The sequence below is a fragment of the Janthinobacterium sp. GW821-FHT03C08 genome (assembly GCF_059420905.1).
The window spans coordinates 1-15,516 of the sequence record NZ_JBWKUP010000005.1 but is presented as its reverse complement, the minus strand read 5'-3'; the positions used below and the strand labels follow the sequence as shown (position 1 = coordinate 15,516).

Sequence of the window (15,516 nt, the reverse complement as noted above, 5' to 3'; positions counted from 1 at the left end):
AAGTTACTTGACGCGCACGATACGGCCCGCCGCCGTGGCGCTGCCAGCCGGCTTGCCGGCGCGCGCGCGGGCGATCAGGTAATTGCTGAAGGCGTCGATGTCGCGCACGCCCGTGTCGAGGCGGCGCGTGCCGGCCGCCAGCACGGTAAAGCGGTCGCCGCCGCCGGCGAGAAAACTGTTGGCGGCGACACGGTATTGTTGATTATCATCAATGACCTTGCCATCGAGCATGATGCTGCCCGGCAGCACGCGCTGACCTTGCGGGCGGGTGCTGTCCCAGCGATACGTAAAACCTTCGGACACTTGCAGCAAATTACCCTCTTCCGCTTCCGCGCCCGGCCATTGCTGCTCCAGCAGGGCACGAATTTGCGCACCGGACAGGCTCACGACGATCAGCGTATTGCCGAACGGTACGACGGCCTGGTTCTGCCCCACGTTCGTCATCAGGTCGGCGCCCGCTTCCAGGTCCTTGCGGATGCCGCCATTGTTCATCAGGCCGATTTGCGCGCCGGCAGCGCGCGCGCCGAACAGGGTGCTGTCGGCCACCAGGTCGCCCAGCGGGGAAGCGCCGCTGCCCTTGGTGCTGCGGCCCACGTTCGGCACAGCGATGGCGGCCACCGGGCGCGACAGTTCGGCCACGCTGCGCTGCTTCACCGATTCCAGGTAGGCTGCCACGGCCGGGTCCGGCTCATACATGCCAGGCAACATGACGACGTTTTGCGCGCTGGCGTCCATGACGGCATTCTTCACAGGATCGACCTTGAGCTTGATGCGCGTCAACATGTGTCCACCCATCTGTGCTTGCGTCACCAGGCGGCCGTCGACGCGGCACAGATAACCCTGGTGTGAGTGGCCACTGATGACCAGTTGAATGGCGGGATCGAGGCGCTTGACCACGTCGACCACTTCGCCCTTCAGGTGGCTGCAGTCGGGCTGGTCGACGGCCTCTACCGTCTCGCCCCCCTGGTGCAGCAGCACGACGAACACGCCCACGCCCTGCGCGCGCAGTTGCGGCAGGGTGGCGTTGATGGCGTCGGCCTCATCGCCAAACTGCAGGCCGGCAATGCCGGCCGCCGTCACCACGGACGGTGTATCTTTCAGCACGGCGCCGATCAGGCCCACCTTGACGCCATGCGCTTCTTCGATGCGGTAGGCCGGCAGCAGGGATTTGCCCGTCTGCGTGTCGATCACGTTGGCGGCCATATAGGTGTAGCTGGCGCCCTTGAAATCGGGCGTGAACTTGCACGCCTTGTCGGCGCGCGACGATTCGCAGCCGCCGCGCTGCTGGCGCAGCAATTCCGCCTTGCCCTGGTCAAATTCATGGTTACCGACGGAACTGGCCTTCATGCCCAGCATGTTCATGGCCACGATGCTCGGTTCATCCGCCCACAACGCCGACATGGCGGGACTGGCGCCGACCAGGTCGCCATTGCCGACAAAGATCAGCTGCGCATCTTCGCGGCGCCACGCCGTCAGCGCGCCGGACAGGGTATCGATGCCGCCCGCCTGCACCGTCTTGCGCTCGCCGCTGGCAACGCTCGTGTAGGTAAATTTGCTGCGGTCGAGGTTGCCGTGAAAATCGTTCAGGGCAACCAGGTTCACTTCAATCGGGCCGCTGCGCGCCAGCTGCGGCGCGGGAACAAAATTGCTGCAGGCGGACAGGGACAGGATCAGAGCCGCGCTGGCGACCGGAGTGCGTAAAAAGTGAGCCATGGAGTGATATTTGTCAAAAAGAGGAAGAGTAAACCATCTGGTGTATAAAAAAAACGGCTGGTGTTGCCACCAGCCGTTTTTTACTTGCCAAGCTACGAGGCAACTACGAAATTAGAATTCGTACTTGATCGTCGCTTGCAGTGCCCATTGCGATTCGCCTTTGGCTTGACGCGTTTCCAGGCTTTCCACCACAGGACGGGTGTTATAAACATACTTGCCGTTTTCCATACCCACGTAATCGACGAAGCTGCGTACCTGGCCACCTGCCGACTGGAAGGCCACTTCATTGATACGGCCCCATTTACGGTTAATCATGTTGCCAACGTTCAAGATGTCGAAGGTGAAGATACCCTTGTTACCCTTGAAGAAGCCTGGGACTTCCTGGCTCAGACGCACGTCGAAGCTGTTGGTCCATGGTGCAAAGCTTTCGTTACGGCCAATCACGCTGCCCTTGGCTTTACGCAGGTCGCCGTTCGCATTGACGACGCTCCAGAACGCTGCTTCGTTGGCAGCACGTGCCGCTGGCGTGGCGCCGGCAAACACGACCTCACCCGAACCTGGCGCTTTAGGAATGTACATCAAGTCGTTGCCGGCCAGACCGTCACCGTTCAAGTCATTGTTGATGGTCCAGCTGTATGGCTTGCCGCTGCGACCTTCATAGAACAGACCGAACGTGGTCTTGTATTCGCCGAAGAAGCGTTTTTGCCAGTTGACGTTGGCCGTGAAGCGGTCCTTGACCATGTAGTTCGAGTTCGACGCAACGTTCTCGTTCGGATTGAAGACGGCACGGCCGCCCCAGTTCGAGCTCGAGGTCGACGACGTCAATGGCGACACTTCCGTGGCGTCGCTGTACGTGTACGACGTACCCCACGACAGGCCTTCGCGCAGCGGGCTGCGCAACGACAGGGTCAGCACGTTCGACTCGCCCTTGTCGGTGTTCTTGGCGATCAGTACCTGGCCGAAGGCGGCATTGCTGCCAGCTTTCGTCAACGCGCTGCAACTCGCACCACCGATCAGACCACCCGTCGCATTCCAGCACGAGGTCTTGTAGGCGTTCGGGCCGTAGTACATTGGACGGCCATCGCTACCGAAAGCCGTTGGCTCACCCAGATTCAGCTCTTCATAGTAAATCGAGTTCTTGGTTTGCAAGCGCAGGTATTCAGCGCCAACAATCAGACCCATCCATGGCAACTCATGTTCGAACGCCAGGTTGGCTTTCCATACGGATGGCTGCGCCAGGTCCGTGCTCAGGGCATCGACCTTCATGGCTGGCACAACAGCGCTCAGGTTGCTAGGCTGCTTGGTTGGATCAGGATTGAAGAAACCATCGGTCGTCGGGCACGTGCCAGCCGAGGAGGTGCACGTGATGTTTTGGGTGACCAGACCGGTATTTTGGTAAGGATTACCCAGCCATACGCTCGCTGCCGCGCCCTGGAACAGGCCGAAACCGCCGCGGAACTGCGTCGGACGTGCCGAATCGAGCTTGTAGTTGAAGCCAACGCGTGGCTGGTACAGGTTCTCGCCATCAATGGTGTGCGAGTTGTCGATACCGAAACCGCCCGTTTGACGGCCCGTTGGCGTCGTGCGTGCTACCGTTGGCTGGGCAGCCAATGCATTGTAGAGCGGCTTTTCACCGATGCGGGTGCCATCGATACGCAAACCGGCCATGACCGTCAGCTGCTTGCTGACGTCCCAGCTGTCTTGCACGAACAGGCCGATGTTTTTCAGCGAGAACGTCGCGATCGCATCGTTCAGCGTGCGGCCAGGCTGCGCCACCTGGTAGGAGTACGAGCTAGGACGGCCGCGGCTGAAGTTTTCCAGTACGGCAGCTTGCAGTTGCGCCGCCGTAGCGGTACCGCAATTGATTGCGCCAAACGAATAGGTCACGGCTGCGCTGCTGTTGATGCAACCGAAAGTATAGTTACCGTTGACGTTTTGCAGGAAGGCGTTATAGACGTCATTCTTGCTGAAATCGGTACCGAACTTGACTTCATGATCGCCCAGCGCCCAGGTACCGGCCGCGTAGAAATCTTTGGTCTTGGTGCCCAGTACGTTTTTCTGGCGGCTCTGTTCCGTACCAAAATTCAGGTAACGGCTGCCGGTGGCGAGGCCAGCCGGTGCGCCGGCTGGCAGCGCGCCCGTGAATTGCAGGCCCATGGCTGGCAGGTAGGCATTGTTTTTCGGCACGCTGTCATATTCACGCGACGACACTTTTACTTCAGTGGAGAAAGTTGGCGTCCACTCGGCCGTCCACTGGCCAACCAGCGTCTCCAGGCTTTTCTCTTGGGCGTACCAGTACGAGCTCAGCGACAGGCCCGTCGCGGAGAAACCCGTGTAGATCGGCTCGGACTGTTCGGTCTTGGCGTAACGCAGCATCATGCGCTGGGTATCAGTCAAGTTCCAGTCCAGTTTCAGCAGCTTTTCCTTGGCCGTGAATGCCGAGCCGCTAGGTACAGCCGAGGTGCCGATATCCATACCATATTTGTCCTTGGCGATGGAGACGGCACTATCGATAGCCGATTGCGTAATAGCAACGTTGGTCTGCGCGCTGCCGATCGGACCGAAGGCCGGAGCGCCGCGCGAGCTCTTGGTTTCTTCGTAGTTAGCAAACAAAAACAGCTTGTCTTCGATCAGCGGACCGCCCAGGGTGATCCCCTTGGTGGTGTCCTTCGATTTCGGCGGCGCGCTGTAGGTGTCGTCGGAGCTGTTGTAACGGTCGCCGGACATGGTGTCATTCCGGAAGACGTAATAAACGCTGCCCTTGACCTTGTTGGTACCGGACTTGGTCACGGCGTTAATGTTGGCGCCGGTGTAGCCTTTTTGCGTTACGTCATAGTTAGCGACGTTCACCTGCACCGACTGGATTGCTTCGATCGAGATCGGCTGCTTGCCCGTTGCCGTACCGGACGCTTCCAGACCGAAGGTGTCATTCACGGCCACGCCGTCAATCGTCATCGAGTTGTAGCGCGAGTTCTGGCCGGCCACGGAAATTTCGCCGCGTTCCTTGTCGGTTTGCGACAGGCGCGGGTCGGCGCGGGCGTAGTCTTGCAGGCTGCGCGAGATCGAAGCCTGGGTAGCCAGTTCGGTCGGGCTGATATTGGTACCAGCACCCATGTTGTTGCGGTTAAAGACCTGATTGCGGATGGCATTGGTGCTGACATTCACCACTTGCATCGGCGCGCCCAGAGTCGCATCGACGCTGGCCGTTTCCGCCAGCTGGATGTAGACGCCTTCACGTTTTTCCACTTCACCGTTCTTGGTGATGGTGATGGTGTAGGGACCGCCAGCGCGCAAGCCACGCGCAACGTAACGGCCTTCTGAATCGGTGGTCACATTGCTGGACGAACCCGATTCAACGTGAACGATGTTGACTTGAGCGCCAGCTGCAGGGCGACCATCATTGGACGAGATGCGTCCGCTAATGGCCGAGGTAGTGTTCTGTGCGAACGATGGTACCGCCGCCAGTGCAATAGACAGGCTGAACGCGATTTGCGTTAGCCGAAGTCGTTTGTGATTGATCATCTTTAACCCCAGAAAAGACTATTATTTTTGAAAATCCTGGATTGCCCCACCGTCCGGCTGCGCCGCACAGCAACACAAACTCAAGATCTCCTCTTTACGATGCTGCAACTGTTATGCCGGCTGGACTGGCTACTGGTCCTGACAAGACCATCACAAACGCCTTTCCACACATCACAGCCAATGAAGATTCAAGCAATAACGACGGAAACCGAAGTTTCCTGGCCGCACGACCCAGGGCGCTAGCACCTGTGTCATTTACCCGACATGCCGCGCCGGCCAACATGGCAAGCCGCGAGTGTAATTGTTAAATATTTCAAGACTGTGACACCGCGGCAAGATATCGGGGAATGTCGTCATTTAGCCGCATGACTGTTCGTTTCACTCTTCATCTCACCGTTATTTACTGCAAATACCCATCTTCATACGATATCAGCCATATGAATTGTGACTTTTTACTATCACATTCATCCCACTATGCATCATCAAAAAAAGGATGACAAATACGTTTTTTTTTACATATTTATACATTTAAAATATAAATAGCATGGTGTAGGCAGCTGGATTGATATCGTGCTGGCAGCGTCCGGGCTTATGGCGCGAGATTATAAATGAGCAATATGTACTTGAAATTGATTCATCCACGAAATTGGATAAAGTCGTGCATCTGACGTTAATTGTGTCGCATGGCCGCCACAAAAATTAACAAAAAAACAGCGTGGGGAGTGGAAGGGAAAATGGAAAGCGGCCGGCAGATCCGGCCGTCATGAGAACATCAGTTGCAAACGTCGCGCAACTTATGGTTTATTGCCCTTGCCGGCCTTGTCGGCGGCGGCAATTTGCGCTTCGAAGCGGGCGAAACGGGCATCGAGTGCCTTCAGCAAACGTTGTTTATCCGCCTCGGCCAGGAAGGAATAGCGCAGGCTGTTGTAGGACAGTTTTTTCAATTCCGCATAATCGGTCTTGTACTGGCTGGCAAACAGGACATATTCATTTGACAGTGTATTGCGCGACACGCCGGCGTCATCGGTGGAGATCACGAACGGCACGCCATACTTGCGGTACAGGGTGATCGGATGGGCCTGACCCTTGACGCCGAGAATATAGTCATTGCTGGTCAGGTTCACTTCCACGGGAATGCCCCGCTCGCGCATCTTCTGCATCGTCGCCAGGGCATTGTGTTCGTAGGCGATATCCATGCCGTGGCCGATACGGTCGGCGCCCGCCACATCGACGGCTTCGGCGATATGGAAGGCCATGCCTTCCGGCGGCACCATGCCCAGCGCCAGCTCGCCCGCGTGCAGGGCAATCTTGACGTTCGGATATTTCGTCTTGAGGAACTTGAACATTTCCATGTGCAGGCTGTAATCGCGCATGGAGACGTTGACGCTTTCCTGGCCCACGATGTTGACGCCCACTACCAGCGGATTCAGGCTGGCCGCCTTGAAGGCCGCCACCATGGACGAAAACACTTGCGATGGCGACAGAAAACGCAGCACGTACGCCTGGTAGCGCATGGTGAAGTTCGCATCGTCGATGCCGGCGCTGCTGCTGTTGACGTTGTCGTTATAGGCCGTGATGCTTTTCTGGAAGCTGGCATCTTGCTCGAGACTTTGCGTCCAGTTGGCCAGCACGGCTTGCAAGGCGGCCGGCGGCAAGCCCGGTGCCAGCACCTGCTGGTCGAACTGCGCGTTCTGCACGAACGGCGACAATTCGAAAATCGTTTCGATATAACTCAGGTTTTCCGCGATGGCGCGCTGCTTCAGGGTTTTCAGGCCATCGGCCGTATTCGTCGAGGCGACGGGGCCGAAGTAGCCGAAGGTATCGAAGAAGGTACGGTCGGGCGGCGTCTGGATGGCGCCGTGGTTGTAGAAATCCTTGGTCGACCAGCGCTGCAGCAACTCTGCATACAGGCCCGCATCGGCAAACACTTCCGTGGACGACAGGCAGCTGCGCTGGCCGGCCGGCTTGGCGCGCTCGGCCGCGACGACATCCTTGTTGCTCTCGATGCGGTAGGTCGTCTTGTTGACGCAATAGTTTTCCTTGTCGACCCAGTCGAGGAATTGCTCGGCGTAGATGGCACCCGAGTAATGGTGATGCAAGTCGCCGCCCTTGGGCATCATGGAAAAGAACAGGCTCAACTCGGCAGTCCTGGGCTGGTTACCAGCAACCAAGGCAGCGAAATGGCGCGCGGTGGCCGCTTCATTCGACGACGGGCTGGCGGCATGCGCCGTTGTGGCCAGTGTCAGCGCGGCGGCAAGCGCCAGGCCAGTGAGTTTCTTTTGCATACGCGTTCTCGCTCAGGGTGATTCATGTTAAACAACGGGTAGGTCAGCCCTGCCCCCGCACATGCACGCATCGTCCGCCCGAATAGGTGGCGGCCACGGCGCGATCATCCCCCAGCAGCGCAAAGGCAAACAGCAATTCCTCCAGGCTCTGGCAAGCGGCCGTGCGGCGCTCCAGCAGCGGCGTGGATTGCTTGTCGAGCACGATGAAATCGGCTTCCGTGCCCGCCGTGAAATTGCCCAGAATGCCTTCCAGCTGCATGGCGCGCGCGGCGCCCAGGGTCGCCAGGTAAAACATGCGCAAGGCGGGCAGATAGCTGCCTTTCAAGCGTGCTACTTTATAGGCTTCGTTCATGGTTTGCAACATCGAGAACGAGGTGCCGCCCCCCACGTCCGTCGCCAGCGACAGCAGCACGCGCGCCGCATCGGCCCGCTCGAAATCGAACAGGCCGCTACCGAGGAACAGGTTTGACGTAGGACAAACAGCGGCCGCCGAAGACGTCTCCGCCATGCGCGCGCGGTCGCGCTCATCGAGCCAGATGCAGTGGCCGAACATGGCGCGCGGGCGCAGCATGCCGTACCCGTCGTACACATCGAGGTAGCTGCGCGCCTGCGGATGCAGTTCGCGCACCCAGCGGCATTCATCCTCGTTTTCCGACACGTGGGTCTGCAGATAGGTATCCGGATAGGCGCACGCCAGCTCGCCCGCCAAGTGCATCTGTTCATTCGTCGACGTCGGCACGAAGCGGGGCGTGATCGCATACAGCGAGCGGCCGTGCTTATGCCAGCGCCGGATCAGCTCTTCGCTTTCGCGTGCGCCGGACTCGGCCGTGTCGCGCAGGAACTCGGGGCAGTTGCGGTCCATCATGACCTTGCCCGCCACCATGCGCAAGCCGCGCGCCTCGCTGGCGCCAAAGAAGGCATCGACCGATTGCGGATGCACGCTGCCATACACCATGGCCGTCGTGGTGCCGCAGCGCAGCAATTCATCGAGGAAGAACTCGGCCACATTGCGCGCATGCGCCGGATCCTCGAACGCCCGCTCGGTGGGGAAGGTATAGGTTTCCAGCCACGGCAGCAAGCCGGGCGCGGGCGAAGCGATCATTTCCGTCTGCGGGAAATGCAGGTGGGTATCGATAAAGCCCGGCACGATCAGCTTGCCCCGGTAATCGACGATCTGCGTGCCAAGCGGTAAAGTCGGTTGCAGCTGCGCGTAACCACCCGCTGCCACGACCTTGCCATCGGCGACGATCAGCAAACCATCCGCATGCCAGGCATGGGCTTGCTCGCTGAAGGCGGGATCGGCGTGGAAGTGCAGCAAGCTGGCACGGTAGGCTTGCAAGGTGGCAGGAACAATCGGCATGACGTCTTTCTATAAAGGATGAATGACCGCGCGCTGCTTGCGTCGCGGCGGCGCGCTGGCAGTGACCAGCCGCAGCGGTGCGGCCAGGGCCGCGCTGGCGGCCTCCTCCCACACCATGAGTAATTGACAGGCAACGGAGGCGGCGATCACGGCCGGCACCTTGCTGCGGATGCCAGGCATGCCGATCGGACACACCATGGCGGCAATGCGCTCGTCCGGCACGCCGCGCGCCTGCAGGCGGTGCTCGAATTGCTTGCGTTTCGTCTGCGAACCGATCAGACCGAACCAGCCCGCATCCTCGCGCCCCATGATCGCTTCCGTCAGGCGTTGATCCAGCGCATGGCTATGCGTCATGACGAGGAAGCTGCCGCCCGGCGGCGCCATGGCAACAAATTCCTCCGGCGTGTCGGTGGCGGCGATGCGCACATTATCGGGCATGTGGGCGGGAAACATGTCTTCCCGTTCATCGACCCAGGTCACGTTGCAGGGCAAGTGCGCCAGGGCGCGCACGATGGCGGCGCCCACGTGGCCGGCGCCAAACAGGGTCAAATGGGCGCGCGGCGCCAGGCAAGGGTCGATCAGCCAGCGCCGCCCATCCCTGCCCTGCGCCACATGCGTGCCGCGCTCGAGAGAAAACGTATCGGGGGCCGGCTCGCCCGTGCCGGCGACCAGCCTGCCTGACGCATCGAACAATACCGTCGCCGCCGCACCGTCGAGCGCCGTCAGTCTCCAGCTGTCTTGCTGGCGCCGTTCGCGCAGGGCGGACAACACGGCCGCCAGGCTGGCATCGACAGGCTCGAACGCCAGCCAGACGACGCCGCCGCAGCACTGGCCCAGGCTGGGCCCCAGCGCAAAGCGCTCGATCCGCACGCGCGTGTCGCCCGTGACCAGCATGGTCTTGGCGATTTCCACGGCGCGCAACTCCAGGTGGCCGCCGCCGATGGTGTCGGCCTGGCCATCGAGGGTGACGCGCATCTTCGCCCCCGCCTCGCGCGGTCCCGAGCCTTCCACGAGCGCGACCGTCACCAGCACGGAGGCCTGCGTGTCACTGTCGATTGCCGTCAGCCAGTCGCTCATCATCGTCCCCTAGGCGGCGGTACCGGCCGCTTGCACGGCCATCACCGCCTTGAGGATTTCCTCGCTGGTGGCCGGCGCATTCAGCGGTGGCTGGACGGCGTGATGGCCCACGCTGGAAATGGCGTCGCGGATGGCAAAGAACACGGAAAACGGCAGCAGCAGCGGCGGCTCGCCCACGGCTTTCGAGCGGTGGATACTGTCTTCCACATTGCGGTTCTGGAACAGCTTGACGCGAAAATCTTCCGGGCAATCGGAAATGCCGGGAATCTTGTACGTCGAAGGCGCGTGCGTCATCAGCTTGCCCGCCGCATTCCACCACAGCTGCTCCGTCGTCAGCCAGCCCATACCCTGGATAAATGCGCCTTCCACTTGACCCAGATCAATGGCAGGATTCAGTGATTGCCCTGCATCGTACAAGGCGTCCGCGCGCAGCAGCTTCCATTCTCCCGTCAAGGTATCGACCACGACTTCGGCCACGGCCGCGCCATAGGCGTAATACGAAAACGGATGGCCCGTCATCGTCTTCGCGTCCCACGACAGCCCCGGCGTGGCATAGAAGCCATCCGACCACAATTGCACCCGCGCCAGATACGCTTTCTGCACCAGTTCGGCAAACGCGACGATGTGACCATTCACATGGATGTGATTGTCAAAGAAGCGCACGCAAGCCACCTCGCCGCCGTACAGTTTGACCGCGTAATCGGCCAGACGTTCACGGATCTGCCGCGCCGCATCCTGCGCCGCCTTGCCGTTCAGGTCCGCGCCCGTGGACGCTGCCGTGGCCGACGTGTTCGCCACCTTGCTGGTATCGGTGGCCGTGGCCCGTACCCGCTCCAGGTCCAGGCCCAGCTCGTGCGCCACCACCTGCATCACCTTGGTATTGATGCCCTGCCCCATTTCCGTGCCGCCATGGTTAACCAGCACGGAGCCATCCACGTATACGTGCACGAGGGCGCCGGCCTGGTTCAGATGCGTGACGTTGAAGGCGATGCCGAATTTCAGGGGCGTGAAGGCCAGTCCCTTCTTCAGGATGGGGCTGGCCTCATTGTAGGCATCGATGGCGCGGCGGCGCGCGCGGTAATCGCTGCTCGCTTCCAGTTCGGCAACGAGCTCATGGATAACGTTGTCGACGATTTTTTGCCCGTACGGCGTGACGTTGCGCCCTTCCCCATCGTTGCGGCCATAGAAATTGAGCAGGCGGATATCGAGCGCATCGCGTTGTAAATGACGGGCGATTTCATCGATGACATACTCGATGGCAATGGCGCCCTGCGGGCCGCCAAAGCCCCGGAAAGCCGTGTTCGACTGGGTATTCGTCTTGCCGCAGGCGGCGCGGATATCCACGTCGGACAAATAATAAGTGTTGTCGAAGTGACAAACGGCGCGCGTGGCGACGGGGCCGGACAAGTCGGCCGAATAGCCGGCGCGCGTGGTCATGTCGACCTTGGCGGCAAGTATCCGGCCCTCGTCGTCATAGCCGACCTCGTATTCGTAATAAAAACAGTGGCGCTTGCCCGTCACCAGCATGTCGTCGTCGCGGTCGGCGCGCAGTTTGACGGGGCGTTTCAGCTTGGCCGCCGCGATGGCCGAGGCTGCCGCCCACAGGGCCGACTGCGACTCCTTGCCGCCGAAACCGCCGCCCATGCGCCGGCATTCGACGGTGATGTTGTGCGAATGCACGCCCAGCGCATGCGCCACCACGTGCTGCATTTCGCTGGGGTGCTGCGTCGAACACAGTACCAGCATGCCTTGCGCTTCCTTCGGGATGGCGTAGGAAATCTGTCCTTCCAGATAAAACTGCTCCTGTCCGCCCACATACAGCTGGCCCTTGACCACGTGCGGCGCCTTCTCGAATGCAGCCTGGTAATTACCGCGCGTTAGCTGCATAGGCGGCAGCACATACGATTGTGCCGCCTTGGCCGCCTGCGGTGTCATGATCGCGGGCAATTCGTCATAGCTCACTTGCGCCAGGCAGGCGGCACGGCGCGCGTGATCGTGCGTATCGGCTACCACGATGAAGATGGGCTGGCCCACGTATTGCACCAGATCAAGCGCCAAGATGGGATCGTCGTGGATAATGGGACCGCAATCGTTGGTGCCGGGAATGTCCTGCGCCGTGTAGACGGCGGTGACACCGGTGGCGGCGCGCACGGCAGATAGATCCATGGCCGTGATGCGTGCATGGGGCTTTTGCGACAGGCCCAGCGCCGCGTGCAAGGTGCCTTGCAGTTCCGCAATGTCGTCCGTGTACGTGGCTTGCCCCAGCACATGCAATTGCGCCGATTCGTGGGGCCTGGGCTTGCCCACGGCAGCCCAGGCGGCCGCTTGCAGTTCAGGCGTGGCAGGATGGTTCATGCTGGTCCTTTCAGGCGCGGCAAGCGTAGGCGTTGACGTCGGTGCGCAGCAAAGGCGCAGCGGGACGTGTTTCCAGCCAGAAGCGGCGCAGCAGGTTTTGCGCCGTCGTCATGCGATAGGTGTTCGACGCGCGCATGTCCGACAGGGGCGCGTAATCGTCGGCCAGCAGGCCCATGGCGATAGTCAGATTTTCCTCACTCCATGCCTGTCCGCGCAAAAACGCTTCCGTCTGCGCAGCGCGCTGGGGCGTGGCCGCCATGCCGCCAAAGGCGATGCGCGCATCAAGAATGCGTTCGCCGTCGAGCTCAAAGGCAAACGCGGCACACACGGCCGAGATATCCTGGTCGAAACGCTTGGCCAGTTTATACGTGCGGAAATGCACATCGGCACGGGGTAAGGGCACGCGCACGGCTTCGACGAATTCACCGGGCTGCAGATCCTTCTTTTGATAGCCAAGATAAAAGTCTTCCAGCGGCATGATCCGCTGGCCGGCAGGACCGCGCAGCACGATCTCGCTGCCCAGCGCGATCAGCCACGGCATCGAGTCGCCGATGGGCGAGCCATTGGCCACATTGCCGCCCAGGGTGCCCGCGTTACGGATCGGTAAGGAAGCAAAACGCTGCCACAGTTCCGACAATTCCTTCGGGTAATGCTGGCACAATGCAGCGTAGGCATCGTTGAGGCTGGCACCGGCGCCGATGTGCAGCTTGCCCCCGTCCACGGCAATGCTTTTCAGGGCCGCCACGTTGCCGAGGTAAATGATATCGCCCAGGTCACGCAGCTGCTTGGTGACCCACAGGCCGATATCGGTGGAACCGGCCAGCAGGCAGGCTTGCGGTTTTTCCGCGCGCAGTGTCACCAGTTCATCGATGCTGCGCGGCGCATGAAAGTGCTGGCCGCCATGTTCATAGGTGCTCAGGCTGCCGCGCTGCAGCGCCCGTAATTGCTGCGCCAGCGCATCGCGGTCAAACGCGACGGGCGGCAATTCGACCATGCGCCTGGCCGCGTCGATGATGGGCCGGTAGCCCGTGCAGCGGCACAGGTTGCCCGACAGCGTATCGTCGATTTCGCAGCGCGTGGGCGTGGCGCCGTTTTTCTCCAGATACATGCCCCACAAGGACATGACGAAGCCGGGCGTGCAAAAGCCGCACTGGGAACCGTGGCACTCGACCATGGCCTGCTGCACCGGGTGCAGGGCGCCATCAGGCTGCTGCAAGTCTTCCACGGAAAACAGGGCCTTGCCATCAAGGGTGGGCGTGAGCTGGATGCAGGCATTGACGGCCTTCATCTCGACCTGGCCATCGACCAGGCTGCCGATGACGACCGTGCAGGCGCCGCAATCGCCCTCGGCGCAGCCCTCCTTGGTGCCCGTGCAATGCAAATCCTCGCGCAGGTGCTGCAACACAGTCTGCGTAGGGGCGGCGTTGCGTACTTCCTGTACGGCACCACGGTAATAAAAGCGGATCGGTTCTGACATGCTGGCCTCGGTATAGTCCCAGTATAGGAGATTAACACCGGCATATGAGACAACTATATGCAAAGACTGATTTTACTTATCATCCCACATCAATAAAACTCAGGCCCGGCATGGATGCGCCGCGTGCCAGTGCTCGGCGATATCGATGCGGCGCGTGATCCACACGTGCTCGTGGCCCTGCACATAGTCAAGAAAGCGCGCCAAAGCGGCTGCGCGGCCCGGGCGTCCTACCAGGCGGCAATGCAGGCCCACGGACAGCATCTTCGGCTGGTTCAAGCCGTCCGGATCGCCTTCAGCGTACAGCACGTCGAAGGCATCCTTCAAGTAATCAAAAAACTGCGTGCCCGAATTAAAACCTTGCATGGCGGCAAAGCGCATATCGTTCGTGTCCAGGGTGTAGGGCACGATCAGCTGCGGCTGCACGGCCGGCATGCCGGCGGCGTCCGTGTACGCCACTTTCTGCCAGAAAGGCAGGTCGTCGCCGTAATAATCGGCGTCGTAGCGGAAGCCCCCATGTTCCACCACCAGCTTGTGCGTATTGGGCGAATCGCGCCCCGTGTACCAGCCTTGCGGGGCGGCACCCGTCAATTCGCGGATGATCTGCACGGCCTCGCGCATGTGTTCGCGCTCCGTCGCCTCATCCATGTTTTGATAGGAAATCCAGCGCAAGCCGTGGCAAGCGATTTCATGGCCCAGTTCCTGGAAGGCGGCCACCGCCTCCGGATTGCGCTTCAGGGCCATCGAGACGCCAAAGACCGTCAGCGGCAGGCGCCGTTCCTCGAACATGCGCAGCAAGCGCCACAGCCCGGCGCGCGAGCCGTATTCATAGATCGACTCCATGCTCAGATGGCGCGCAGGAAAAGCGGCAGCGCCGATCATTTCCGATAAAAACGTCTCCGACGCGGGATCGCCATGCAGCACGCTGTTTTCGGCGCCTTCCTCGTAATTGAGGACGAATTGCAGTGCAATCCGCGCCTTGCCCGGCCATTGCGGATGGGGTGGCGTGCGGCCATAGCCGATCAAGTCGCGCGGATAATGTTCGTAAGTGCTCATGCGGTGGCTCGCCTATAGGAGACAATGTGGGTTATACGCCCAATCATATAGCCCGGCACTGCTGCCGGTATATGATTTGCACAATAAGCACATTCACTCACCCTATATACAGGATAGCAAATGGGAAAACTCAGCACGCATGTACTCGATATCGCCCACGGCAAGCCGGGAGCCGGCGTCAAGGTCGCCCTGTTTTCAGTCGCGCCGGAAGGCAAAGTATTATTGAAGATGGATATGACCAACAGCGATGGCCGCTGCAGCACGCCCTTGCTGGAAGGCGACAGCATGAAGGCGGGCCAATATGAGCTGGTCTTCAATGCGGGCGACTATTTTGCCGCCCAGGGTGTGGAACTGCCCTCGCCGCGCTTCATCGACCTGGTGACCCTGTCTTTCGGCATCGCCCATACGGACGAAAATTATCACGTGCCGCTGGTGGTGTCGCCATGGTCGTATTCGACGTATCGCGGTAGTTAAGCGACGTTCATCGACAAAGGCAGCGCATAGCGCTGCCTTTTTTTACGCCGGCCTGCAGTGAAAGACAAACCAGCAGACGAAAAAAAACCCGTCAATTTCTTGACGGGTTTTCTCTTACTGCGTATAACAAGCCTGACGATAACCTACTTTCACACTGGTTGCAGCACTATCATCGGCGCAAAGTTGTTTCACGGTCCTGT

Annotated in this window: 9 protein-coding genes; 1 reads left to right on the top strand and 8 read right to left on the bottom strand. The window is 60.4% G+C overall.

Annotated features, from left to right (window positions below; all coding sequences use genetic code 11):
* Nucleotides 1–3: 3 nt before the first annotated feature.
* From AC07VL_RS07995 to puuE, 8 genes are all read right to left on the bottom strand, one after another.
* Nucleotides 4–1,713 carry a bifunctional metallophosphatase/5'-nucleotidase gene (locus AC07VL_RS07995; RefSeq protein WP_494805364.1) on the bottom strand — a complete coding sequence of 570 codons (1,710 nt, stop codon included), beginning with the start codon at nt 1,711–1,713 and terminating at the stop codon, nt 4–6.
* A gap of 111 nt (nt 1,714–1,824) precedes the next feature.
* Nucleotides 1,825–5,235: a TonB-dependent receptor gene (locus AC07VL_RS07990; RefSeq protein WP_494805363.1), complete on the bottom strand. Its 3,411-nt coding sequence runs from the start codon at nt 5,233–5,235 to the stop codon at nt 1,825–1,827.
* Nucleotides 5,236–6,029: 794 nt separating this feature from the next.
* Nucleotides 6,030–7,520, bottom strand: coding sequence for an adenosine deaminase family protein (locus tag AC07VL_RS07985; RefSeq protein WP_494805362.1), 1,491 nt, complete (start codon nt 7,518–7,520; stop codon nt 6,030–6,032).
* Nucleotides 7,521–7,563: 43 nt separating this feature from the next.
* Nucleotides 7,564–8,880 carry a guanine deaminase gene (gene guaD / locus AC07VL_RS07980; RefSeq protein ID WP_494805361.1) on the bottom strand — a complete coding sequence of 439 codons (1,317 nt, stop codon included), beginning with the start codon at nt 8,878–8,880 and terminating at the stop codon, nt 7,564–7,566.
* 9 nt (nt 8,881–8,889) lie between these two features.
* A complete protein-coding gene (gene xdhC / locus AC07VL_RS07975; protein ID WP_494805360.1) occupies nt 8,890–9,957 on the bottom strand; it encodes a xanthine dehydrogenase accessory protein XdhC in 1,068 nt (355 codons plus the stop codon).
* A gap of 9 nt (nt 9,958–9,966) precedes the next feature.
* Entirely contained in the window at nt 9,967–12,312 is a 2,346-nt protein-coding gene (gene xdhB, locus AC07VL_RS07970) for a xanthine dehydrogenase molybdopterin binding subunit (RefSeq protein ID WP_494805359.1), read from the bottom strand.
* 10 nt (nt 12,313–12,322) lie between these two features.
* Complete coding sequence (gene xdhA, locus AC07VL_RS07965) at nt 12,323–13,789, bottom strand: xanthine dehydrogenase small subunit (protein ID WP_494805358.1); 1,467 nt, start codon at nt 13,787–13,789, stop codon at nt 12,323–12,325.
* A gap of 99 nt (nt 13,790–13,888) precedes the next feature.
* Nucleotides 13,889–14,842 (bottom strand): allantoinase PuuE, encoded by a 954-nt coding sequence (puuE, locus tag AC07VL_RS07960; protein WP_494805357.1) that lies wholly within the window; start codon nt 14,840–14,842, stop codon nt 13,889–13,891.
* A 120-nt stretch (nt 14,843–14,962) separates the two neighbouring features.
* Between puuE and uraH the strand changes: the two genes are divergently transcribed.
* The gene (gene uraH / locus AC07VL_RS07955; RefSeq protein ID WP_086140153.1) at nt 14,963–15,316 is read left to right on the top strand and encodes a hydroxyisourate hydrolase; all 354 of its coding nucleotides are present in this window, start codon (nt 14,963–14,965) and stop codon (nt 15,314–15,316) included.
* The last annotated feature ends 200 nt before the right edge of the window (nt 15,317–15,516 follow it).